Raw genomic sequence first — 20,271 nt, 5'->3', positions numbered from 1 at the left:
AGCATGTCGAACACTGGCTACGCTGGGTAATACGCAACTTTTTTCTTCCAGATGAAACTGTCCAAATGAAGGAAATGTGCGGGGGTCGTGACTTAAGGAGTGTTCCTTGGTATTGCTTAGTCAATGAATTGACAGTGGTGCGGAGGTGGCATGCTAGACAGGTTGATTAGTCTTTTTTTCGACATTTTATTGACTTTCCTTGTTCAGGCACTCGGTGAATGGGTCTGATTTTGAGTGTAGGAACAAATGTGAGAATTTTCCTGTTTGAATGAAAAACCTTTTTCGGCGAGAGGTCGAAAAGGGGGACACAAAAGCAATAACTAGCGTGGCTAAGTACACGTTATATATAGCGTTGAGTGAGAGAGAAGTTGCTGTGAAACGGAACATGAAAATGTATCCAGCACTATTTTTTGTTCGCCCGGGGCATGCCGATTAACCTTCAGGTTTTCCGGTGGATGGCGTGAACATGATCGACTTTTCGACCTTGGCGGTTTTTTCCGGTGCCGTGTTGTTGTTGCTGTTATCGCCGGGGCCGAACATGGCCTTCGTGATCAGCCATGGCATCCGTTATGGGTGGCGCGGTGGTGTGGCGTCCAGCTTGGGAATCTGCGTGGCGGATGTACTGCTGACCGTGTTGACGGCCTCCGGGGTCACCGCATTGGTTGCCGGTTGGCCGCCATCCTTTGATGTCATTCGCTATGCGGGCATCTTCTATCTGCTGTGGCTGGTGTACAAAACCCTGCAAAAGAGCCCCGGCCTGGAGGTGGCGAAAGCCCCGCGGGTAAGCCTGAGCCAGGTGTTTGCCCACGCCCTGTTCAACAGCGTGCTCAACCCCAAAGCGCTGTTGTTCTTCATGGTGTTCCTGCCGCAGTTTGTCAGGCCGCAAGCCGGGTCCATCACTGTGCAACTGCTGGTGTTGGGCGGCGTGCTGACGCTGATTGCCGGAGTGTTTCACGCAGTACTAGGGCTATTTGGCGGTGCGCTCAGCCGTTTTTTTGCCGCGCACGCTCAAAGCGCCAGGCTCCAGCAATGGGGCCTGGCGACGGTGTTGATGGTGTTGGCGGCGCGTTTGGCCCTGATGTCCAGGCCTGCCTGAAAGCGTTCTGTGTGGCGAGCAAGCTCGCTCGCCACAAGCAACCCGGGTTAACCCAGCCGCGCAGCCGCCCGCGCCACGATTTCACCGCGCACCCGGCGCGACTCCGCCGTGCGTTTTTGCGCTTCTTCCAGTACGTGCTTGGGCGCAGTGTCCGGGCTGCCCGAGTCGAACGGCGGCGCCGGCGCGTATTCAATCTGCAACTGCACCAGTTGCGCCGCCGCCTCGCTGTACAACTCGGCGGCCAGGGTCAGGGCGAAATCGATCCCGGCAGTGATGCCGCCACCGGTCAGCAAGTTGCCGTCGCGCACCACCCGCGCCTGCACCGGGATCGCACCGAGGGGGGCGAGCAGGTCGTGGTAGGCCCAGTGAGTGGTGGCTTTGCGCCCGCGCAACAAACCCGCCGCGCCGAGCACTAGCGAGCCGGTGCATACCGACGTGACGTAACGTGCGGTGTTGGCCTGGGACTTGAGGAACTCGAGGGTGGGTGGGTCTTCCATCAGCGCACCGACACCTGCACCGCCGGGTACGCAGATCACATCCAGGGTCGGGCAGTCGGCGTAGGTGGTTGTGGGGTTGAAGGTGAGACCGGTACTGGATGTGACCGGCGCCAGGTCCTTCCACACCAGGTGCAGTTTCACGTCGGGCAGCGAACCGAGCACGTCATAGGGGCCGGTGAGGTCCAGTTGCTGGATGCCGGGGAACAACAGAAAGCCGATCTGCAAGGTCATGAATCAAGCTCCGATAAAGGGGTGGACGGCTTCACTCTAGAGGCCTAGGCTTTGGCGAATACGCCATTGAACCCACAAATCACGCCAATCATGCCTCGACTCATTCACGTACTCGCTTTTGAACAGGCCCAGGTGCTCGACGTGACCGGGCCGTTGCAGGTTTTTGCATCCACCAATGACCTGTTCCGCCAGCGTGGCCTGCCGCTGCCTTATGCCGTTTCGGTGATTGCTGCCCAGTCAGCGCCGGTGACGACGTCCGCCGGGCTGGCGTTGGTGGCCGAGCCGCTGCCCACTGTCGACAAGCCTTGCGACACCCTGGTGATCGCCGGAGGCTGGGGCGTGTATGGCGCCGCCGAAGACCCGGCGCTGGTGGAGTGGGTGCGCGACAAAGCCAAACACACCCGGCGCATGGCCTCGGTCTGCACCGGCGCTTTCCTGTTGGCGGCCAGCGGCTTGCTTGACGGCTGCCGCGTGGCCACCCACTGGACACGCTGCGAAGAACTGGCGCGCAGGTTTCCTGCGCTGACGGTGGAGGCCAACCCGATCTTCATCAGGCAAGGTGCGGTATGGACCTCCGCCGGGGTCACGGCCGGCATCGACCTGTGCCTGGCGCTGGTGGAGGACGACCTGGGCCGCGCGGTCGCCCTGGAAGTCGCGCGGCATCTGGTGGTGTTTCTCAAACGCCCGGGCGGGCAGTCGCAATTCAGCGTGGCGTTGTCCCTGCAAAAAGGCGACAGCCGCTTCGCCGACTTGCACAGCTGGATGGCGGAAAACCTGACGCTGGACCTCAACATACCGACCCTTGCCGCGCAGGCCTGCATGAGCGAGCGCAGCTTTGTACGCCACTACCGCGCCGAAACCGGCCAGACCCCGGCGCGCGCTGTGGAGCTTATCCGTGTTGAAGCGGCGCGCCGGCAACTGGCGGAGAGCTCGGCGTCGATCAAGCGCGTTGCCGTGCAGTGCGGTTTCGGCTGCGAAGAAACCCTGCGCCGCAGTTTTTTGCGCGCCCTGTCGGTGACGCCCCAGGCCTACCGTGAGCGTTTTTCACCGGTGGCATAGGCGAGCAGTTCAAACAGCGCTTCAAGGGTCACGTGCGGCGCCTCCTGGAAAACATTGTGGCCAACGCCGGGCAACACTTGGCGTCGGTACACACCGCTGAAGCAATCCACGTCGTCATCCTCGACCGGTGCAGGGCCGACGCCGTCATCGGCGCCGCACAACGAAATGCTCGGCACCGAAATCGGCGGTTGCAGCGCCAGGGCCTGTTCGATGGACTCCAGCGCCGGGTCGCCGGGGGAGTACATGAAACGATGGCGATACGAGTGGATCACCACCTCGACAAAGTCCGGGTTATCAAATGACGGCGCGGTCTTGCCATACAGGCTTGGCCCCTCGGCCCAGGTGGGCGACCACAGGCGCCATAACAGTTCGCAGAACTCGCGGCGGTTGGCAGTCAGACCGTCCACGCCACGCTGGGTATGGAAGTAGTACTGGTACCACAACCGATGCTCTGTCTCTGGTGCCCGCGGTTTCAGCGACTTGGCAATGTTCTGAATGTTATAGCCATCGCCGGTCACCAGCCCGCGCACGCGCTCCGGCCACAGCGCCGCGACAATGCACGCAGCCCGGCCACCCCAGTCAAAGCCCGCCAGCGTGGCGGTTGGGATAGACAAGGCATCCATGAAGTCCAGCAAATCCTTGGCCAGCGCCGCCTGTTGGCCGGAGCGCATCACCTGTTCATTGATAAACCGCGTCGGGCCATAACCGCGCAGGTACGGCACCAACACCCGGTAGCCACGCTCGGCCAGCACCGGGGCGATCTCGTCATAACCGCGCGGGTCATACGGGAAGCCATGCAGCAGAATCACCGGCTCACCGTCGTCGGGGCCGTGGGTTTCATACGCCACATTGAGCATGGGCGTTTGGACATACAACAGCGGGACAGTTGTTGTCATGGCGGGCTCTGAGGGGGTCACCGATGGAGCTGGAACTCTAGCCCAAACCGATGACGGGGAGGGGGGCGGTTCAAGGCAATAGGCTTACTTGTCTAGAAAGAGCTCGGCGTTGCTCAGCACGTGCTTGAAATGATGCCGCCACAAGTCCACGCCAAGTTTCCCGCTCCGATCCAGCGACGACCCTACCGTCAGATCGCTGATCAACGTGGGCTGCAACCCCGCATCAAACAGCGCAAAGCCCGCGGCCAGCACGCAGGTGTCCGTCTGAATGCCACACACCAGCACGCGCTCCGGCGTCAGGCTTTTGAGGTACTCAATGGTTGCGGGTGTCGGCGCGTAGCCGTGCTTGATGAAAATTCGATCCGCCGCGATCAGGCTGTGGTCATCCGGTGCGGGTTGCCAGCCGAGTTGGCGGGCGAAGGGCGTGATGCTTTCGTCGTGACGCTCCACGGTGGCCACCGACGGCAGGCGCCCGAGGAGGGCGCTGATGCCGTCGACCAGCCACGCGGGCGGGTTGAAGCTGGGTTGCACGTCGATGATCAGCAGTACCTGGCGCATGGGCTTCCTGTTACTCGTCGAGGGGCTGCCCATTGTGCACAGGCCACCTCAGGGTTGCCAGGTGGTCTTCTCGCCACTGAGCTTGCGGTCCAGAAAGGTCGCTGCGCTGATCAACGCCAAATGGCTCAAGGCCTGGGGCGTATTGCCCAAATGACGGGCCTGGCTGTCGAACTCCTCGGCGTACAGGCCGAGTGGGTTGGCGTAGCGCAGCAGTTGTTCGAATTCCAGATGGGCTTTCTCCACTTGACCGGCGCGAGCCAGGCATTCGACGTACCAGAACGAGCACGCGGCGAACGCGCCTTCGGTGCCTTGCAGACCGTCGATCTGGCTGTCGTCGTTACGGTAGCGGTAGACCATGCCGTCGCGCACCAGGCTTTTCTGGATGGCTTCGAGTGTCGACAACCAGCGCGGGTCGGTGGCGGCCACAAAGCGCACCAGTGGCATCAGCAACATCGAACCGTCCAGCGCGGTGCTGCCGATGTGCTGCACAAAATGCCCACGCTCTTCGCTCCAGAAGTTGCTCCAGATGTCGGCGTAGATCGCCTGGCGCGTCTGGTCCCAGCGCGCAAACGGCGCGGGCAGCGAGCGCTTGGAGGCCAGGCGGATCGCGCGGTCCAGCGCCACCCAGCACATCAGCCGCGAGTGCAGGAAGTGATGCTCTTCGCCGCGCATTTCCCAGATGCCCACGTCCTGAGTGTTCCAGATTTCGCAGACTTGGTCGGCGACTTCCACGGTGTGTTTCCAACCTTCGTGGGAGATGGCCTCGCCGTACTTATTGACCAGGTACACCGCGTCCATCAGTTCGCCGTAGATATCCAGCTGGATCTGGTCGAATGCTTCATTGCCGATGCGCACCGGCTTGGCGCCGCCGTGGCCGCTGAAGTGGTCGAGTTCGGTTTCCGGCAACTCCTGACGACCATCGATGCCGTAGAGGATATTGATTTTGGTCGGCTGGCCGCAGCAATCACTGACCCGGCCCTTGAGCCAGCGCATGTAGGCGTTGGCTTCTTCGACAAAACCCAAGCGCATGAAGGCGTAGACGGTGAACGAGGCGTCGCGGATCCAGGTGTAGCGGTAGTCCCAGTTGCGCTCGCCGCCGGGGGTTTCCGGCAGGCCGAAGGTGGCGGCGGCGATAATTGCGCCGTGTTTGCGCGAGGTCAAAAGCTTCAAGGCCAGGGCCGAGCGGTTGACCATTTCGCGCCAGCGCCCACGGTAGTTGGATTGGGCGATCCAGCCGCGCCAGAACTTCAGGGTGTGTGCCAGGGCGAGGTCCGTGCAGCCGCTGTCGACGCGTTCGTCCTCGGCGCCGCCCAGGACAAATTCGGCGCCTTCTTCCTGATTCAGCGTGAACGTGGCGATGGCGGCACCGTCTTCAATCTGCAGCGGGTGGCTGCTCGCCAGGCGCAGGCCGGGTTGGCCATCAGCGCTGAAATGCACCTTGCCGTCAACAACGCTGGCGCGGGTTGGCGCGCGTGCATAGTCATAGCGTACGGCGCAGCGCAGGTGAATCGTCGCCTTGCCGCTCACGACCCGGACCCGGCGGATCAGCAGCGGCAGGTCATCGATTTCTTCGCTGATCACCAACAGGTCAGTGATTTCCACCACGGCCTCATCACTGAGCCAGCGGGTTTGCAGCACGTTGGTGTCGGGCAGGTAAATCTGCTCGCGGCGGGCGTTTGGCAGGTCGGGGGTGAGCTGAAAAACACCGGCGTCGGGGGTGTCCAGCAGCGAGCAGAAGATCGACGGGCTGTCGAATTCCGGCCAGCAGAAAAAGTCGATGCTGCCCTTGTCGTTGATCAGTGCTGCGCTGCGCATGTCGCCGATGATGCCGTGGGCATCGATGGCGCTTTGGGGCTCGTTCTTGAAATCAACCATTGCCACGAAACTCCGGATAAAGGCTCATGCCGCCGTCAATGAACAGGGTGCTGCCCACCACATAGTCGGAGGCGTCGCTGGCCAGCCAGACCACGGCGTTGGCCACATCTTCCACATCGCCCACGCGGCCATAGGGAATCAATTTGAGCAGTTCTTTTTCCGCCGCGCCTTCGGTGGCCGCGCGGTTGATCGCCGTGCGAATCGCCCCCGGCGCAATGCCATTGATGCGGATGCGTTGTTCGCTGACTTCCTGGGCCAGGGTACGCATCAGCATCTCGACGCCACCTTTGGACGCGGCGTAGTTCACGTGCCCGGCCCATGGAATGATCTGGTGCACCGAGCTCATGTGGATAATCTTGCCGGCAGCCCGCGAGACGCCGTCGCGTACGCCCTGGCGATTGAAGATACGCACGGCGGCGCGGGCACAGAGGAACTGGCCGGTGAGGTTGACGCCGATCACGGTGTTCCAGTCGTCCAGCGTCATGTCGACCAGATTGGCGTCTTTTTGCAGGCCGGAGTTGGCGACAAGGATGTCCAGGTGGCCGAAGGCGTCGAGGGTCTGGGCGAACAGCCGCTCCACGTCGGCCTCTTTGGACACGTCGCCACCGATGGCAATCGCCCGGCCGCCGTTGGCATTGATTTGCGCCGCCAGTGCCTCGGCCGGCGCGGCCTGGGAGTTGTAGTTGAGTACCACGGCCGCGCCGGCTTCGGCCAACGCCTTGGCCGCACCCGCGCCGATGCCGGAACTGGCGCCGGTGACCAGGGCCACTTGTTGCTGCAACGAAATCTGCATCGCCCACCCACCGTTTTATGAGAGTCCTTTGTGCTGACTGGCGCGGCGGCGCACAAGTTCACCGTTTATGCAGGCGACCGTTAGCAATTGCTCCGCTTAATAGGAAGCATTACTATTCACGCCCCGCCTCCCCAGTGCCCACGCGATGATTCCTCAGCCGCCCCGCAGAACAGGCTTTTTCGAGCATTACGAAGAGTTGATCGGAACCTGGACACGCCGCCTGAGAAACCGTCAGCAGGCCGAGGACCTGGCCCACGACACCTTCGTGCGCGTGCTTGAATCCCGCTCGGGCGAGGTGGAGCAACCGCGCGCTTATCTGCATCAGACGGCGCGTAACATTGCGGTAGACGCCTACCGCCGCGAAGACCGTCGCGAGGCGCTGGCGCTGGAAACCTTCGATCAGAGCTCGCCCCACAGCGGCGACCCGGAGCAGTACATGCACGCGATCCAGTTGGCGGACTCCATCGAGCAGGCCCTGGCCGAGCTGCCGCTCAACTGCCGCAAGATATTCATCTGGCAGAAAATCGAGGGGCTCACCCAGCAGGAAATCGCCGTACGCCTGGGGTTGTCAAAAAACATGGTGGAAAAGTATATGATCCGCACCCTGCGGCATCTGCGCGACCGCCTGGATGCGATGGCCCCATGACCCGCTTTGAAACAGGATCTTCCATGATCGATCGCCATGCCCGCGATGAAGCCGCGCAATGGTTTGTACGCCTGCAAGATGCCGGGTTGAGCGCTGAAGAGCGCCAGCGCTTCGACGCCTGGCGTGCAGAGAAGCCCGAACATCAATATGAGTTCGATGTGTTGCAAGGGCTGTGGAGCGCCACTGACTTGTTGCCAAAGGCGCGTTTGCAGGCGTTGTGTGAGGCGCCCCTCGAGCGCTCGAAACGGCGTGCAATCGTGCGTTATGCCGTCGCCGCCAGTGTACTGGCCGTGGCGTTGGGGTTGGGGCTGTTCAGCGGGCTTGATCACCCCAAACCCTACAGCGCCGAGTTCAGTACCCGCGTGGGCGAGCATCGCCAGGTGGCGTTGCCTGACGGCTCGGTGATGGATCTGAACAGCCGCAGCGTGGTCGCCGTGCATTTTGAAAAAGGCCGACGCGGCGTAGAGCTCAAAAGCGGTGAGGCGATGTTCAGCGTCGAGCACGACACCAGCCGCCCGTTTGTGGTGGCGGCGGGAGCGGGGCAGGTGACGGTGACGGGCACGCGTTTCGACGTGCGCCGTGATGACGACCAGACCCGCGTGGTGGTCGAGGCGGGAACTGTCAAGGTGCAAGGGCGCGCGGCGGATGAAATCGTCAGGCTCATGGCAGGCCGGGGCACGCATATTGACAGCCTGGGCAAGGTGATGGCGGCTTATGCCGTGAACACCGAAGAGCTGACCGCCTGGCGCACGGGCAAACTGGTGTTCAACAACGCCAGCCTGGGTGAAGTGGCGCGGGAGGTGTCGCGCTATCGTGAGCAGCCATTGCGTGTCAGTACGGCTGCAGTGCGAGACCTGCGCTTGACCAGCGTGTTCAAGGCCAATGACACCGACGCCTTGCTCAAGGCGTTGCCGCACATCCTGCCGGTGGCCCTGAGAACCTTGCCGGATGGCAGCCAGGAAATTATTTCACGCTGACGTTCAGGTTTTTTTCGAGTTCTTCGTCTTCTCCTGCAACTGCAACTGGTTTGCATTAACAGCCGCACACTCTTGCGATCACAGGACTGGGTTCGACGTGAAAAAACTTGCCGTCTACAACAAGAACATCTCCCGCTGGGCGCCTCTCGCGCTGGCACTGGCTGTCAGTGCCGCGCTGCCTGCCGCTTATGCTGACGAAGGCATCCACATCCGCGCCCAGCCGTTGGGGGCCGCGTTGAGCCAGTTGGGCCAGCAAACGTCGCTGCAAGTGTTCTTCAGCCCGGATATGGTCGCAGGCAAACAAGCACCTGCAGTGGACGGCAACCTTTCGCCCGAACAAGCCCTGCGCCAACTGTTGCAAGGCAGTGGCCTGGATTATCAAATCGATGCGGGTTCTGTGACCTTGCGCCCACTGAGCAGCGGCACCGGTGAAGCCGGCTCTCCGCTGGAGCTGGGCGTTACCGACGTCAAGGTCGTTGGCGACTGGCTGGGTGACGCCAACGCCGCCGTGGTGCAGAACCACCCCGGTGCGCGCACGGTGGTACGCCGCGAAGCGATGGTGGAGCAGGGCGCAATGAACGTCGGCGACGTGTTGCGCCGTGTGCCTGGCGTGCAGGTGCAGGAATCCAACGGCACCGGCGGCAGTGATATTTCCCTGAACGTCGGCGTGCGTGGCCTGACCTCGCGCCTGTCGCCGCGCTCCACCGTGCTGATCGACGGCGTACCGGCGGCGTTCGCTCCGTATGGTCAGCCACAACTGTCGATGGCGCCGATTTCCGCCGGCAACCTGGACAGTATCGACGTGGTACGCGGCGCCGGTTCCGTGCGTTATGGGCCACAGAACGTGGGTGGCGTGATCAACTTCGTGACCCGCGCCATCCCCGAGAAATTCTCAGGTGAAGTCGGCACCACCCTGCAAACGGCTGAACACGGTGGCTGGAAACACGTCGACAATGCGTTTGTGGGCGGCACTGCCGACAACGGCATCGGCGTCGCGCTGCTTTACACCGGTGTGAACGGCAACGGTTACCGCGAAAGCAACAACTCCAACGACATCGACGATGTGATCCTCAAGACCCACTGGGCACCGACCGATCAAGACGACTTCAGCCTCAATTTTCACTACTACGACGCCACCGCCGACATGCCGGGTGGCCTGACGCAGAAGCAATTCGACGCCAACCCGTATCAGTCTGTGCGTGACTGGGACAACTTCAGCGGCCGTCGCAAGGACGTGTCCTTCAAGTACATCCGCCAGATCGACGACCGCACCCAGGCCGAAGTGCTGACCTATTACACCGACAGCTTCCGTGGCAGCAACATCGCCAACCGCGATTTGAAAACGATCGGCTCGTACCCGCGCACCTACTACACCTTCGGGATCGAGCCGCGGGTGTCCCATGTGTTCGACCTTGGCCCGAGTACCCAGGAAGTCAGCGTTGGCTATCGCTACCTCAAAGAAGGCATGCACGAGCAAGCCAGCAGCCTGAACCTGGTCAACAACGTGCCGACCCCAGGCGGCCAAAACGATGGCCACGTGTATCAGGACCGCACCGGTGGCACCGTAGCCAATGCGTTCTATATCGATAACAAAGTCGATATCGGCAAATGGACCATCACCCCGGGTATTCGCTTCGAAAACATCGAAACCACTTGGCATGATCGCCCGGTGGTTGCGCTGAACGGTGTGCGTACCGTGGAGAAGAACCGCAAAATCGAAAGCAACGAGCCGTTGCCGGCGTTGAGTGTGATGTACCACATTTCCGACGCCTGGAAAGTGTTCGCCAACTATGAAAACTCGTTCGGCAGCCTGCAGTATGCGCAGATCGGGCAGGGCGGCCGGGTCAACCAGACCGCCGATGGCCTGAACCCGGAAAAAGCCAAGACCTACGAAATAGGCACGCGCTACAACGACAGCGTGTGGGGCGGCGAAGTGACGCTGTTCTACATCGACTTCTCGGATGAGCTGCAATACGTCAGCAACGATGTGGGCTGGACCAACCTCGGCGCGACCAAACACCAGGGCATCGAGACGTCGGCGCACTACGACCTGTCGAACCTGGACCCGCGTCTGGACGGCCTGACCGCCAGCGCCGGTTTTACCTACACCAAGGCTACCGCTGAGGGCGATGTGCCGTTCAAGGGCCGCGATCTGCCGCTGTACTCCCGTGAAGTGGCGACGGCGGGCTTGCGCTATGACATCAACCACTGGACCCATAACCTGGACGTTTACGCGCAGTCAGGCCAACGGGCCCCAGGCACTGGCACCACCTACATCACCCAAGGCACTGCCGACGGCCAGTACGGTGATATTCCAGGCTATGTCTCGGTCAACGTGCGCAGCGGTTATGACTTCGGTGCGCAGTTGTCGAACCTGAAGCTGGGCGTTGGCGTGAAAAACGTCTTCGACCAGCAGCACTACACCCGCTCCAGCGACAACAACGCCGGCTTGTACCTCGGCGAGCCACGTACGTTCTTCGTGCAGGCGAGTGTCGGCTTCTGACCTGACCTCGATACGAAAAAATCGCAGCCCGAGAGCTGCGATTTTTTTTGCCTGGTTCCTGCACCCACCCAAACCTTTTACTACGTAGCCAGGAACCTATTCCGGTGGATATGCCACACAAGGGGGAATGCTTGCTTGCCATTAAGTGTGACGCGCAGCAACAGGTTGAAGATCAACCCTCATTGTAATGGAGACATCTATGTCGGTACCGGCTCTGGAAACATCTGTATCTCACTCATCAATCACGGATCAGTCGCCATTAATGCCCATGCCCGAAGCCAAGGCGAGCCGGCATACGTCTGCGGCACTCTCGTTCAATGGCCAGGGTACTGCGAACATCAACTTTAATGCAGGGTGCGACCATGCCGGCCCGGTGTTCGGCGATCATCAGCGCCCGGCCGACCTCCAGGGGCAGCACCCTCACTCTGCCCATCACAACATCCCGCTTGCCATGACGAAGCCGGCCCTGCAGCAGGGGTTCATGCAACAGTTGCAGCAGTTGATGAGCCAATGGTTCGGTCGTCCGCAGTCACCGGGAGCCGGGCGGCCGAACCCTGATTATGCGACCTGGACGAACGACCAGATCGGGAAGGCGCTGCTCGACAATTTCAGTGCGTTTACCGGTTCGCGTTATTCGAAAACGATGAACACGGGAGCCATCGCGCAAATGGCAATGCGAGAGCCGGGCAGTGACCCCGTGATGAATCAAAACATACAACTGGCCAAGCAGCTTATGCGGCGGCCGGATCTGCTGGCAGCCTTTGATCGAACCCCGGGAACAGGTACGACGGACGGTCGGATCGACAAGCAGCAACTGACCCGTCTTCTTCTCGACAGTAATGTCTTCAAGTACAAGACTGACAAGCAAATCGTTCAGGAGATGCGCAGCCATTACGATCAACTGGAGTCGTTCTTTGACAACGAAATCACGATCAGCGACCTGAGAGCGCTGGCCACCGAAAATCTGACAGGCAACCCTCAAAGGGACCACCTTATCCAGTTGTCTCGCACGGTGGTCGACCGAAACAACCTCCTGATGACAATGGACAACCTGTTTAGCACCTATGCAGATGGAGGCATCAGCAAAGAGGCCCTCGATGCATTGCCCCGCCTGCTGGGGTAGTGGTGCGCGTCCAGGCGCCGCATGAGAATCGCAGCGCCTGGTATTTTTTGCGGTGTCTCAGGAACCATTTGCACACATTCGCCACTTAGGTCGAGAACCCCGGCGGCTCTGGTGGTACCGGTCGCTTTCCAGATTTTGAGTCAGAGCCCAGCATGAACTCGACTTCATTTAAATCCTGCCAAACCCGCAGCTGTGAAACCGTTCATAGCGGCGACAATGCTGATCAATCAGTTGCGATAAAGGCTGAGGAAACCTCACCGCTCGCCCACGATACGGCCCTGGCGAGTGGGTACGCCACAGAAACACGACCGATGAAAACCTTCGCGAGCCAGCGCCAGTTTCAGGCACCCGTCTCTGAGGATTTCGTCCGTGGCATGCTTGAAGTCAGCCAACCCAACCACACGGATGCCAAGCCGACGCAACCCGGGAGCGCGTGGGCGGCCTTGGCCAAAGGCTTCATGACGTGGTGGCGCGGTCAAAAGCCGGATTGAACCCGCATTTGCGTTTTTACATGTTGTTATTGGTATTCCCCCGTTGTTCGGAACTATCACGTTGCGCCAGCCACACATGGGTTGCTGGCCGCCTCTTGATCCATTCGATGATTCAGGGCGCTTCGGTGATGGCCTTCAGGCTTGCGCAGATTTGGGAAAAGGTGGGAGATATCGCATGAAAATTGAGGGTGCAATACCGCGTGGGCAACTGGCGGCCACACATGCATCGGAGGTCGGTTGGGCTTCGCCGCCGCCAAATGTTCATTCGGATAATGACGCTCATCATGCTTGCCAGGAGGTGCCAGCGCGACGGCCTGCCCTGTTGCGGGGGGCCTTGTCCTCGCTGCGCTACCAGGCATTGCAGAACGCGCCGATCGTGCGGGCAGACACTGCGCCTCCGGGGCCGAATTCCAGCGACAGCCAATTGGCAAGTGAGTTGGAAAAGAGCTTTGGTGAGCTGTACACCTTTCTAAAGGGCGGGCGCTTGACGCAATCGTCCCTGCAACAAATTGCAGCTCAACCCGTGGCGGGAGAATAACGTGCGGGACCGTGTGATCCAGGTGGCTCGCGAAATTCTCAAGCGCCCACTGTTGAATGACACGATCATTGATCACGAGGGCTATATCACCCGCGACAGCTTGAGCGCGGCGGCGGCAACGCTGGGGCGTAACAGCTCCCCCCAGGCATTCAGCCAGGATCCTTTTCATGGTCAGGGCAATGCCGAGGTTGTTCAGGCGCTGCGGGGTTATTTCAAGCAACTGAGGGATCAGCCCAAAGACCGCCCGGGTTTTTTTGAAACCCTCGAATACCTGGAAATAGCACTGCTGCAGACGGTGATGGATGACCCGGATGACACCGATTCGAGGGGCGCTCCGATTCTGGAACCCACCACTGGGCTACCTCGCAAGAAGTACCCCGAGCACTGTGTATACACGGCCAAAAACATCATGGAGCGCCCGGGCTTGTTACGCTCATTGGAGCGGGCTAATCAGGCGCGCTTTTTTGGGCGCCCCAAATATGACGGGTGGCTGTGCAACAAAAGTATCGAGCGCTGGCTGGAGCAGCATGAAATATACAAGGCCAGGTAGTGCCCTGGCCTTGATAAGGTGAGTGGTTTACACCTTGAGGATTTTGCCACTGATGGAAACACCGGCCAGCAGCACGGCGATCAGCACAAAGGCTGTGCTCAGGCTGCTGCCGTGCGCGATAAAGCCGATCACCGCAGGCCCCGCGAGAATACCGGCGTAACCCAAGGTGGTGATGGCAGGTACCGCAATATGTTCCGGCATGATTGTCTGTTTGCCGACCGCTGTGTAAAGCACCGGCACGATATTCGAACAACCGGCACCCACCAGGGCATACCCCAACAACGCTGTTTCCCAGGCAGGCAGCAGCGTGGCAAGCAACATGCCGGCCGTTGCGAGCGCTCCGCCGATCACAATGACCCGGGTTGCGCCGAGGCGCCGGACGATGGCATCACCGGTCAGGCGCCCGGCAGTCATCGTCAAGGCGAAAGCTGCGTAGCCAAGGCCGGCGTAGGCCTCATCAAGGCCACGTTCGGCACTGAGGAACACCGCGCTCCAATCCAGCACGGCCCCTTCCGCAAGAAACACGATGAAGCACAGGCAGCCGATAAACAGCACAACGCCGTGGGGGATGGCAAACGCCGGGCCTGAGCTCTCACTGCCATAGGGCAACAGGTGCGGCCCGGCCTTGAGCAACGCCAGCGCCATGATGACGATCACCACCAGCGTCGCCTGCAGCGGCGAAAAGCCCAGCCCGAGCAACCCGGCAACCCCTGCCGCCCCGACGATGCCGCCCAGGCTGAACAGGCCATGGAAACCCGACATCATGGTTTTGCCGCTGGCGCGCTCGACGATGACCGCTTGCAGGTTGACCGTTGAGTCCACCGTGCCCAAACCCCCACCAAACAGGAACAAGGCCACTATCAACAACGGTATCGAGCTGACCGTGGCGAGCAGCGGCAGAGCCAGGCAGATCATGATCGTGCCAGCCGTCAGCACGCGTCGGCAGCCATAACGCGAGGCCAGCGCACCCGCCACCGGCATGGCGATGATCGACCCCACCCCCAGGCACAACAGCAGCAGGCCCAGCGTGCCTTCATTGAGTTGCGCACGCGTCTTGGCGTACGGCACCAAGGGGGCCCAGGCTGCAATGCCAAAGCCTGCGATGAAAAAAGCAATTCGGGTCGACATTTGCTCTAGCCGCCCGGGAACCACGGGCGCTGGAGTGGGGATGGCAGTCATGAAAAATCCTTGGTTTTGCGTTCAATGAACGATGTCCGGCGCGACATCCTTGCACATCAGGCCATGTGGCGCGAGCCGGGTTCCCTGTGGGTGCCGGCCTGGGCGTTTATTTTTATCAACCCGCAACGGACTGCAGATAACAGGCCACATGGAAACGGTAAGCCCTGCGGGCGTTGGGCTGAAGCCGCGTGATCCTCGCATGAACGGATGAACCCCAGGGCCTGCGTCGATGACCACCGCCCAGCTCACCTCCCACGGGCCAACGGTTCTGTAATACGCTGCTGTTCAGTGTGCAGGTAACTGAACGGACGAGCCGATGAAAATTTCCAAGTGGGTGACGAAATGACCCGGTTCTACGACGCGCGGGGCAATATCTACGGGGTGGTCAGCCCAGCCCGCTTAAGAAGCCAAGGGGTCGACGTTCCCGAGCGTGCGGACCGCGCTGCGATCGAACGCGTGGCTTGGGCGGCGTCAGCAATTGAGGCCGAATGCGGCTGGGGCGGGCTGCCGCGTGCGGCCGATGCCAAGGCCTATCGCTGCGATGGCTTGTTGGTGGGGCCGTTTCAGTCAGCGCCACCGTTTGACCTGCTGATCGTTAATACGGATGGCACACTTGCCGAGCGCAGCGGCAATGGCTTGACGATTTTTGCTCAGGCGCTGACGGACCAGGGCTTGATGACTCAGGGCTGCGAATTGCGGGTGCACCATGACAAGCCGGATGCGGTATCACCGGTCGCAACGCCGGTTGAACCGGCGATCATTGATCACGCGGCGGGTTTCTGGCTGGCGCTGGGCTGCCCTGCATTCGGGCCATCCGCGGTAGGCGCTGAAGGGGTGGGCATGGTTCATCATGGGTTCAGCCATGTCCCCGCACTGGCAGCGATCAATCCGGATTGGGTACGTAGCCAGTTTGTTCGTGTGGGCAACCCGCATTGCGTGACACTCGTCGAGCACGCTGACGCGCTGCCTGACAACCCTTCGATGCACCAGGCTTGGCTGTTCGAGCCGTTGCAGGCGATTGCCTTCGCGCCACCGGCCGGGCTCGGGCAACCCTGTGCAGCAGGTGTCAATTTGCAATGGGCCGCCCGTTCTGTGGGTAACCAAGTCATCGCACGGGTGTTTGAGCGAGGGGAAGGGCCCACTGCGTCCTCGGGGACCAGCGCCAGTGCTGTGGCGTGTGCGGCCTGGCGGGCGGGGTGGGTCGAGAGCGGGGACGTGGCCGTGGTGATGCCAGGTGGCACCGCGCCAGTGCGTTTACACAGCCAGGGTGAAACACTGCTGAGCGTGAGCCTGTTCGGGGTTGCACGAGCACAAACTTGAAAACTGAGGAACGGCAGATAGTGTGAATAAGTGTCAGCTGTTTCTTTATCGAGTCATTAAGTTTGCACTTTGAGTGTGGGAACTTTCTTGTTGGTTAAAGTTACTGGGTTGATGCTCCGTCTTATTCTGTAAAAGTCCCTTCTGATCACACCGTACGAAACGTCCTTTTTGTCATTCGATGGGCCGAATCCCACCTTGAATCGCTAAGCTTTACCGTGTTCAGGCGCTTTTTCCCAACACTTCAAACGGCATTTAAAAATTGGGGGGAGGCCTTTCGGTTAATGACTTGATGACAGGTAACTACGGATGGTTGACGGGTTTGTTTCGTCGCGTTTCAAATTAAATCTTCAAGCAGTAACAGACGACTTTCAGGTGCTGGCTTTCAAGGGCAGCGAAGTGCTTGATCAGCCTTATTTCATTCAACTGCAGTTGGTCAGCGAAAACCCTTCCCTGGACTTGGAGGCACTGCTCCACCAGCCGGCCTATCTTGACTTCGGCGGCGTGGAAACAGGGCTGCATGGGCAAATCTACGCCATCGGCCGGGATGAACCGCAGGCCAGGTTCACGCGCTATCACCTGACGCTGGCGCCCCGGCTGGCGAGCCTTGCTCACTGTCGGGACCAGCGAATTTTCCAGCAATGCAATGTGCCGCAGATTATAGCGGCAGTCCTTGAACGCCACGGCATCCTGGCCGATGCCTATACCTTCGAGCTCGGCCCGGTGGTTTACCCGACGCGCCCGTTTTGCGTGCAGTACGCCGAATCTGACTTGCACTTCATCCAGCGCTTGTGTGAAGCAGAGGGTATTCATTACCACTTTCGCCACAGCCCCGATAACCACGTGTTGGTGTTCGGAGATGACCAGACGGTGTTTCGGCGCTTGCCCGTGCAACAGTATTGCTCAGTGGGGAGCCTGGTGGCCGGCACACGAGCAATACGGCGCTTCGACGTGCGCCTGGAAACCCGCAGCCAGCAAACGGTATGCCGTGATCATGACTTTGAGCACCCCTCGTTGCGCCTGCACGAACAAGCCGGCTCCACACCCGCACACACACTCGAAGACTACCGCTACCCGGGAGCGTTCACCCACCGTGCACGGGGGCGTCAATTGGCGGGTCGAGGTCATGAGCGCCATCAAAGCGACCGTTATCGGGCCTTGGGCAGGAGCGACCAGCCGGCGCTGAGTTGCGGGCACTTCCTTGAGCTGCAGAATCACCCTGATCCCTCCTGCAATGGCTTGTGGTTGATCACGTCGGTGCGACATGAGGGGTATCAACCCCAGGTACTGGAGGAAGCCGTGGTCGACGCCGATGTATTTCAGGGGTATCGCAACCGGTTCAGCGCAACACCTTGGAACGCTGTGCATCGGCCGCCTCTCAAACACCCCGCGCCAACCATCAAGGGGGCCCAGACTGCTACGGTGACGGGGCCACCCGGTGAGGACGTACATTGCGATGCCTACGGCCGGGTGAAGGTCCGTTTTCATTGGGACCGCCTCGGCAACTCCGATGATAAAAGCAGTTGTTGGGTGCGGGTGGCATCCGGCTGGGCCGGCGACGGTTTTGGCGCAACGCTGATTCCGCGGGTGGGCATGGAAGTGCTGGTGACTTTTCTTGAGGGGGACCCCGACCAGCCATTGATCACGGGCTGCCTGCCCAATGCGTTGCACATGCCGGTTTATCCCTTGCCACAACACAAGACGCGCAGTGTTTTGCGCACTTGCAGCTCGCCGGGAGGTGTCGGTGCCAATGAGTTGCATCTTGAGGACCGTCGTGGCGAGGAGCTTATTTACCTGCGTGCCCAGCGTGACCTGGAGCAGCAAGTGGGCCACAACAGCCGCCTGGAGGTGGCCGGTGATCGCAGTGAGACCATTCATGGTTCAAACACGGTCCATGTGGCGGGGCAGGAGCAGTATCAGGTAACCGGTGATCGCAAGGTGGTACTCGGTGCTGATGACCATCTGAATGTGCAGGGCGGCAGCCAGACTTATGCCGGTCAGTCCCTGATTATCGAAGCCGGGCAGCAGATCGTGCTCAAGGCGGGTGCCAGCCTGGTGATCGATGGTGGCGCGCAACTGAGCCTCAAGGCCGGCGGAGAACACTTGATGATCCAGGCGGGTGCCATTTTCAGCAGCAGGCCCATTACGGTCGCAGGCACGCCGCCGGCTACCGGTTCGGCCAGCCCGTCGTTTGTGGCGCAGCCCCCGAAACTATCTGCCGCGCAGGGCGCTCTCATGGCGTCAGCCCGGCAGATGGACGCCGACTTTTGCCCAGTGTGTGAGCAATGCCGTGAAGGCCTGTGCGATATCAACGGGAGGGCAGCCTGATGGAGGGGATGCCCAACCACTGGATGGCCCAACAGCAACAGGCGGGGCGCCGCCTGTGCTTGATACTTGAAGGCGCGCACGAAGCATGCAGCGCGCTGCTGGCCGCCCGTTCATTGTCACAACATTGCAGGTTTTACAGTGAGACCGCGTTAGCCGAGCTTTCGGCTGTCGGCCCGATGATCGTGTTGCTGGAGCAGGTGGGCGAACCTGCGCTGGTCGATCTGCTGCGACAGCCTCACGCAAACTGGGGGTGGCTGGGTAGCCTGCCTGCCGATGACTTGGCTTGCGTCGTCCGTCACTGGCGCGAGCGCATGCTGGTAGGCCCGCAGAGTAGCCAGACGATCTACCGTTTTCACGATAACCGCACTCTGGCGCGGGCTTTGGCTCATTTGCCAAGCGAGCACCGACCGACTTTTCTCGGCCCTCTGATCAGCGTTTGTTACTGGAAAGAAGACCGTTGGTGCCAGGCTCAAAACCCTGCTCCAGGCGAGTACCCGGTACCCGATCCGGCACCCTGGCTGACCACACCCAACCCCAGGGCCGGGGCCATTCTGCACGCCAACATCTTGCGGTTTCTCTTGACCGAACACAGCGAAAGCCTTGCCGCATTGGTCGAGTTTCAAGACCCACGGATCTGGCTGGCGCACGTGTTGGAGCAGGCGCGTGTCTGGCAATGGTGTGGGCCAAAGCAGCTTGAGTTTCTGGTGGTACGCCGGTTGGAGGAGGCGACGGGAAACAGTGTGATTCAGTGGCAGCCGATGCAGGCAGAGGCGCCGATGGAACATTTTGCAAGGGTGCTGGAGCAGTGGTGCAGGGTAGGGGGGGCGCATGAATAAGCGGGTACTCGGGGTGTTGATGGTGCTGGGTACGGGATGGCTTTCGGGGTGTTCAATCAAACCGGCTGATCGCTTTACGCTGGAGGTGGATTTGCCGGCGGATTTTGAGCTTAAAACGGCTGCCAATTACCGCCCCGCGACAGGTGAGACCTGCACCTTGCCGGTACGTCGAGGCAAGAGACCGGAGCGCAAGTTGTTTTTTACCGAGCTCAACCCCGTGGCCAACCGGGTGAGTTACCAATTGCCTCTGAGTGAAACCATTGAGGGATGCCCTTCGGTGTTGAGCAGTGTGCAGTTTGAGTTTTATGCGAAGTGGGGGAAGGGTTACTGGGAGGCTGGGGGGGATAGCGGGAGCATTGGTATCCCTGATCGCTTGCCGGAGGGTTTTGCGCAAATGCCTGATTCGGGAGTTCAGGAGCTGCGAGGGCAATGTCGATGGTATTTCCGCACGGTTGGCCGTAAGCATGCGATCAGCAAAATCCTGGGATGCAACGCTCTGGATGATCAGGGGCAGCCAGAAAAATACAAAGCGGGTGGAGGTGCTCAACGTGATCAGTTAAGGGGGAAAACGCTCAGGTTGGTAATGAGCGTCAACAAGGAAGAGCTGCCTGCGTTTGACGACAACTGGGTGGCAGTTTCGGGCGGATGGAGGCGTTGCAGGGGGGAGAGTCTCGAAGATTTGTCCGCGTACTGCAGGGGCAATACCACAGATTTCAAACCTGTAAAAATGCCCGATGGGCGCATTTGCGATGTTTACCCATCGTGTCAATAACAAGGA

General features: G+C 60.5%; 19 protein-coding genes. 13 read left to right on the top strand and 6 right to left on the bottom strand.

Annotation, left to right across the window (positions count from 1 at the left end; translation table 11 throughout):
* The first annotated feature begins 466 nt into the window (after positions 1-466).
* Complete coding sequence (locus AB4P94_RS26540) at positions 467-1,096, top strand: LysE family translocator (RefSeq protein WP_395608246.1); 630 nt, start codon at positions 467-469, stop codon at positions 1,094-1,096.
* Positions 1,097-1,143: 47 nt separating this feature from the next.
* Here the strand turns inward: AB4P94_RS26540 and inhA are convergent, their stop codons facing one another.
* Positions 1,144-1,824 (bottom strand): isonitrile hydratase, encoded by a 681-nt coding sequence (gene inhA, locus AB4P94_RS26535; RefSeq protein ID WP_395608245.1) that lies wholly within the window; start codon positions 1,822-1,824, stop codon positions 1,144-1,146.
* Between the two features lie 90 nt (positions 1,825-1,914).
* Between inhA and AB4P94_RS26530 the strand changes: the two genes are divergently transcribed.
* The gene (locus AB4P94_RS26530; RefSeq protein WP_395608244.1) at positions 1,915-2,883 is read left to right on the top strand and encodes a GlxA family transcriptional regulator; all 969 of its coding nucleotides are present in this window, start codon (positions 1,915-1,917) and stop codon (positions 2,881-2,883) included.
* Here the strand turns inward: AB4P94_RS26530 and AB4P94_RS26525 are convergent.
* The 4 genes from AB4P94_RS26525 to AB4P94_RS26510 form a co-directional block, all read right to left on the bottom strand.
* On the bottom strand, positions 2,853-3,779 hold the full coding sequence (locus AB4P94_RS26525) for an alpha/beta fold hydrolase (protein WP_395608243.1): 927 nt from the start codon (positions 3,777-3,779) through the stop codon (positions 2,853-2,855). The two genes, AB4P94_RS26530 and AB4P94_RS26525, sit on opposite strands and share 31 nt — an antisense overlap.
* A gap of 84 nt (positions 3,780-3,863) precedes the next feature.
* Positions 3,864-4,337: an isochorismatase family protein gene (locus AB4P94_RS26520; protein WP_395608242.1), complete on the bottom strand. Its 474-nt coding sequence runs from the start codon at positions 4,335-4,337 to the stop codon at positions 3,864-3,866.
* A gap of 48 nt (positions 4,338-4,385) precedes the next feature.
* Complete coding sequence (locus AB4P94_RS26515; protein ID WP_395608241.1) at positions 4,386-6,212, bottom strand: glycoside hydrolase family 15 protein; 1,827 nt, start codon at positions 6,210-6,212, stop codon at positions 4,386-4,388.
* Positions 6,205-7,005, bottom strand: a complete 801-nt coding sequence (locus AB4P94_RS26510; RefSeq protein ID WP_395608240.1) for a glucose 1-dehydrogenase — start codon at positions 7,003-7,005, stop codon at positions 6,205-6,207. The genes AB4P94_RS26515 and AB4P94_RS26510 overlap by 8 nt, the downstream gene beginning before the upstream one ends.
* A 145-nt stretch (positions 7,006-7,150) precedes the next feature.
* Here AB4P94_RS26510 and AB4P94_RS26505 point away from each other — a divergent pair, with 145 nt between their 5' ends.
* From AB4P94_RS26505 to AB4P94_RS26475, 7 genes are all read left to right on the top strand, one after another.
* On the top strand, positions 7,151-7,651 hold the full coding sequence (locus AB4P94_RS26505) for a sigma-70 family RNA polymerase sigma factor (RefSeq protein WP_395608239.1): 501 nt from the start codon (positions 7,151-7,153) through the stop codon (positions 7,649-7,651).
* 23 nt (positions 7,652-7,674) lie between these two features.
* Complete coding sequence (locus AB4P94_RS26500) at positions 7,675-8,628, top strand: FecR family protein (protein ID WP_395608238.1); 954 nt, start codon at positions 7,675-7,677, stop codon at positions 8,626-8,628.
* 97 nt (positions 8,629-8,725) lie between these two features.
* Positions 8,726-11,131: a TonB-dependent siderophore receptor gene (locus tag AB4P94_RS26495; RefSeq protein ID WP_395608237.1), complete on the top strand. Its 2,406-nt coding sequence runs from the start codon at positions 8,726-8,728 to the stop codon at positions 11,129-11,131.
* Between the two features lie 199 nt (positions 11,132-11,330).
* Positions 11,331-12,254: a hypothetical protein gene (locus tag AB4P94_RS26490; protein ID WP_395608236.1), complete on the top strand. Its 924-nt coding sequence runs from the start codon at positions 11,331-11,333 to the stop codon at positions 12,252-12,254.
* A 152-nt stretch (positions 12,255-12,406) separates the two neighbouring features.
* The gene (locus AB4P94_RS26485; RefSeq protein WP_395608235.1) at positions 12,407-12,745 is read left to right on the top strand and encodes a hypothetical protein; all 339 of its coding nucleotides are present in this window, start codon (positions 12,407-12,409) and stop codon (positions 12,743-12,745) included.
* Between the two features lie 175 nt (positions 12,746-12,920).
* Positions 12,921-13,283 (top strand): hypothetical protein, encoded by a 363-nt coding sequence (locus AB4P94_RS26480; RefSeq protein ID WP_395608234.1) that lies wholly within the window; start codon positions 12,921-12,923, stop codon positions 13,281-13,283.
* Between the two features lies 1 nt (position 13,284).
* Entirely contained in the window at positions 13,285-13,833 is a 549-nt protein-coding gene (locus AB4P94_RS26475; protein ID WP_395608233.1) for a type III secretion effector protein, read from the top strand.
* A gap of 27 nt (positions 13,834-13,860) precedes the next feature.
* On the opposite strand, the gene AB4P94_RS26470 is transcribed toward AB4P94_RS26475, so the two are convergent.
* Positions 13,861-15,012 carry an MFS transporter gene (locus tag AB4P94_RS26470; RefSeq protein ID WP_395608232.1) on the bottom strand — a complete coding sequence of 384 codons (1,152 nt, stop codon included), beginning with the start codon at positions 15,010-15,012 and terminating at the stop codon, positions 13,861-13,863.
* 342 nt (positions 15,013-15,354) lie between these two features.
* Here AB4P94_RS26470 and AB4P94_RS26465 point away from each other — a divergent pair, with 342 nt between their 5' ends.
* From AB4P94_RS26465 to AB4P94_RS26450, 4 genes are all read left to right on the top strand, one after another.
* On the top strand, positions 15,355-16,332 hold the full coding sequence (locus AB4P94_RS26465; protein WP_395608231.1) for a diaminopimelate epimerase: 978 nt from the start codon (positions 15,355-15,357) through the stop codon (positions 16,330-16,332).
* A 306-nt stretch (positions 16,333-16,638) separates the two neighbouring features.
* Positions 16,639-18,657: a type VI secretion system tip protein TssI/VgrG gene (tssI, locus tag AB4P94_RS26460; protein ID WP_395608230.1), complete on the top strand. Its 2,019-nt coding sequence runs from the start codon at positions 16,639-16,641 to the stop codon at positions 18,655-18,657.
* Positions 18,657-19,493: a DUF4123 domain-containing protein gene (locus tag AB4P94_RS26455; protein WP_395608229.1), complete on the top strand. Its 837-nt coding sequence runs from the start codon at positions 18,657-18,659 to the stop codon at positions 19,491-19,493. Before tssI ends, AB4P94_RS26455 begins: the two co-directional genes overlap by 1 nt.
* The gene (locus tag AB4P94_RS26450; RefSeq protein WP_395608228.1) at positions 19,486-20,265 is read left to right on the top strand and encodes a hypothetical protein; all 780 of its coding nucleotides are present in this window, start codon (positions 19,486-19,488) and stop codon (positions 20,263-20,265) included. The genes AB4P94_RS26455 and AB4P94_RS26450 overlap by 8 nt, the downstream gene beginning before the upstream one ends.
* Positions 20,266-20,271: the final 6 nt, after the last annotated feature.

This window comes from Pseudomonas sp. B22129 (genome assembly GCF_044218875.1).
GTDB lineage: Bacteria > Pseudomonadota > Gammaproteobacteria > Pseudomonadales > Pseudomonadaceae > Aquipseudomonas.
Note: the sequence above shows the minus strand (reverse complement) of the source record. Positions and strands in the feature narration are given on the sequence as shown.

Coding starts and splice junctions, on each gene's coding strand:
- AB4P94_RS26450 (WP_395608228.1), top strand. CDS start 19,486: ATGAATAAGCGGGTACTCGGGGTGTTGATGGTGCTGGGTACGGGATGG.
- AB4P94_RS26455 (WP_395608229.1), top strand. CDS start 18,657: ATGGAGGGGATGCCCAACCACTGGATGGCCCAACAGCAACAGGCGGGG.
- AB4P94_RS26505 (WP_395608239.1), top strand. CDS start 7,151: ATGATTCCTCAGCCGCCCCGCAGAACAGGCTTTTTCGAGCATTACGAA.
- AB4P94_RS26485 (WP_395608235.1), top strand. CDS start 12,407: ATGAACTCGACTTCATTTAAATCCTGCCAAACCCGCAGCTGTGAAACC.
- AB4P94_RS26500 (WP_395608238.1), top strand. CDS start 7,675: ATGATCGATCGCCATGCCCGCGATGAAGCCGCGCAATGGTTTGTACGC.
- tssI (WP_395608230.1), top strand. CDS start 16,639: ATGGTTGACGGGTTTGTTTCGTCGCGTTTCAAATTAAATCTTCAAGCA.
- AB4P94_RS26540 (WP_395608246.1), top strand. CDS start 467: ATGATCGACTTTTCGACCTTGGCGGTTTTTTCCGGTGCCGTGTTGTTG.
- AB4P94_RS26525 (WP_395608243.1), bottom strand. CDS start 3,779: ATGACAACAACTGTCCCGCTGTTGTATGTCCAAACGCCCATGCTCAAT.
- AB4P94_RS26510 (WP_395608240.1), bottom strand. CDS start 7,005: ATGCAGATTTCGTTGCAGCAACAAGTGGCCCTGGTCACCGGCGCCAGT.
- AB4P94_RS26470 (WP_395608232.1), bottom strand. CDS start 15,012: ATGACTGCCATCCCCACTCCAGCGCCCGTGGTTCCCGGGCGGCTAGAG.
- AB4P94_RS26480 (WP_395608234.1), top strand. CDS start 12,921: ATGAAAATTGAGGGTGCAATACCGCGTGGGCAACTGGCGGCCACACAT.
- AB4P94_RS26490 (WP_395608236.1), top strand. CDS start 11,331: ATGTCGGTACCGGCTCTGGAAACATCTGTATCTCACTCATCAATCACG.
- inhA (WP_395608245.1), bottom strand. CDS start 1,824: ATGACCTTGCAGATCGGCTTTCTGTTGTTCCCCGGCATCCAGCAACTG.
- AB4P94_RS26465 (WP_395608231.1), top strand. CDS start 15,355: ATGACCCGGTTCTACGACGCGCGGGGCAATATCTACGGGGTGGTCAGC.
- AB4P94_RS26515 (WP_395608241.1), bottom strand. CDS start 6,212: ATGGTTGATTTCAAGAACGAGCCCCAAAGCGCCATCGATGCCCACGGC.
- AB4P94_RS26530 (WP_395608244.1), top strand. CDS start 1,915: ATGCCTCGACTCATTCACGTACTCGCTTTTGAACAGGCCCAGGTGCTC.
- AB4P94_RS26520 (WP_395608242.1), bottom strand. CDS start 4,337: ATGCGCCAGGTACTGCTGATCATCGACGTGCAACCCAGCTTCAACCCG.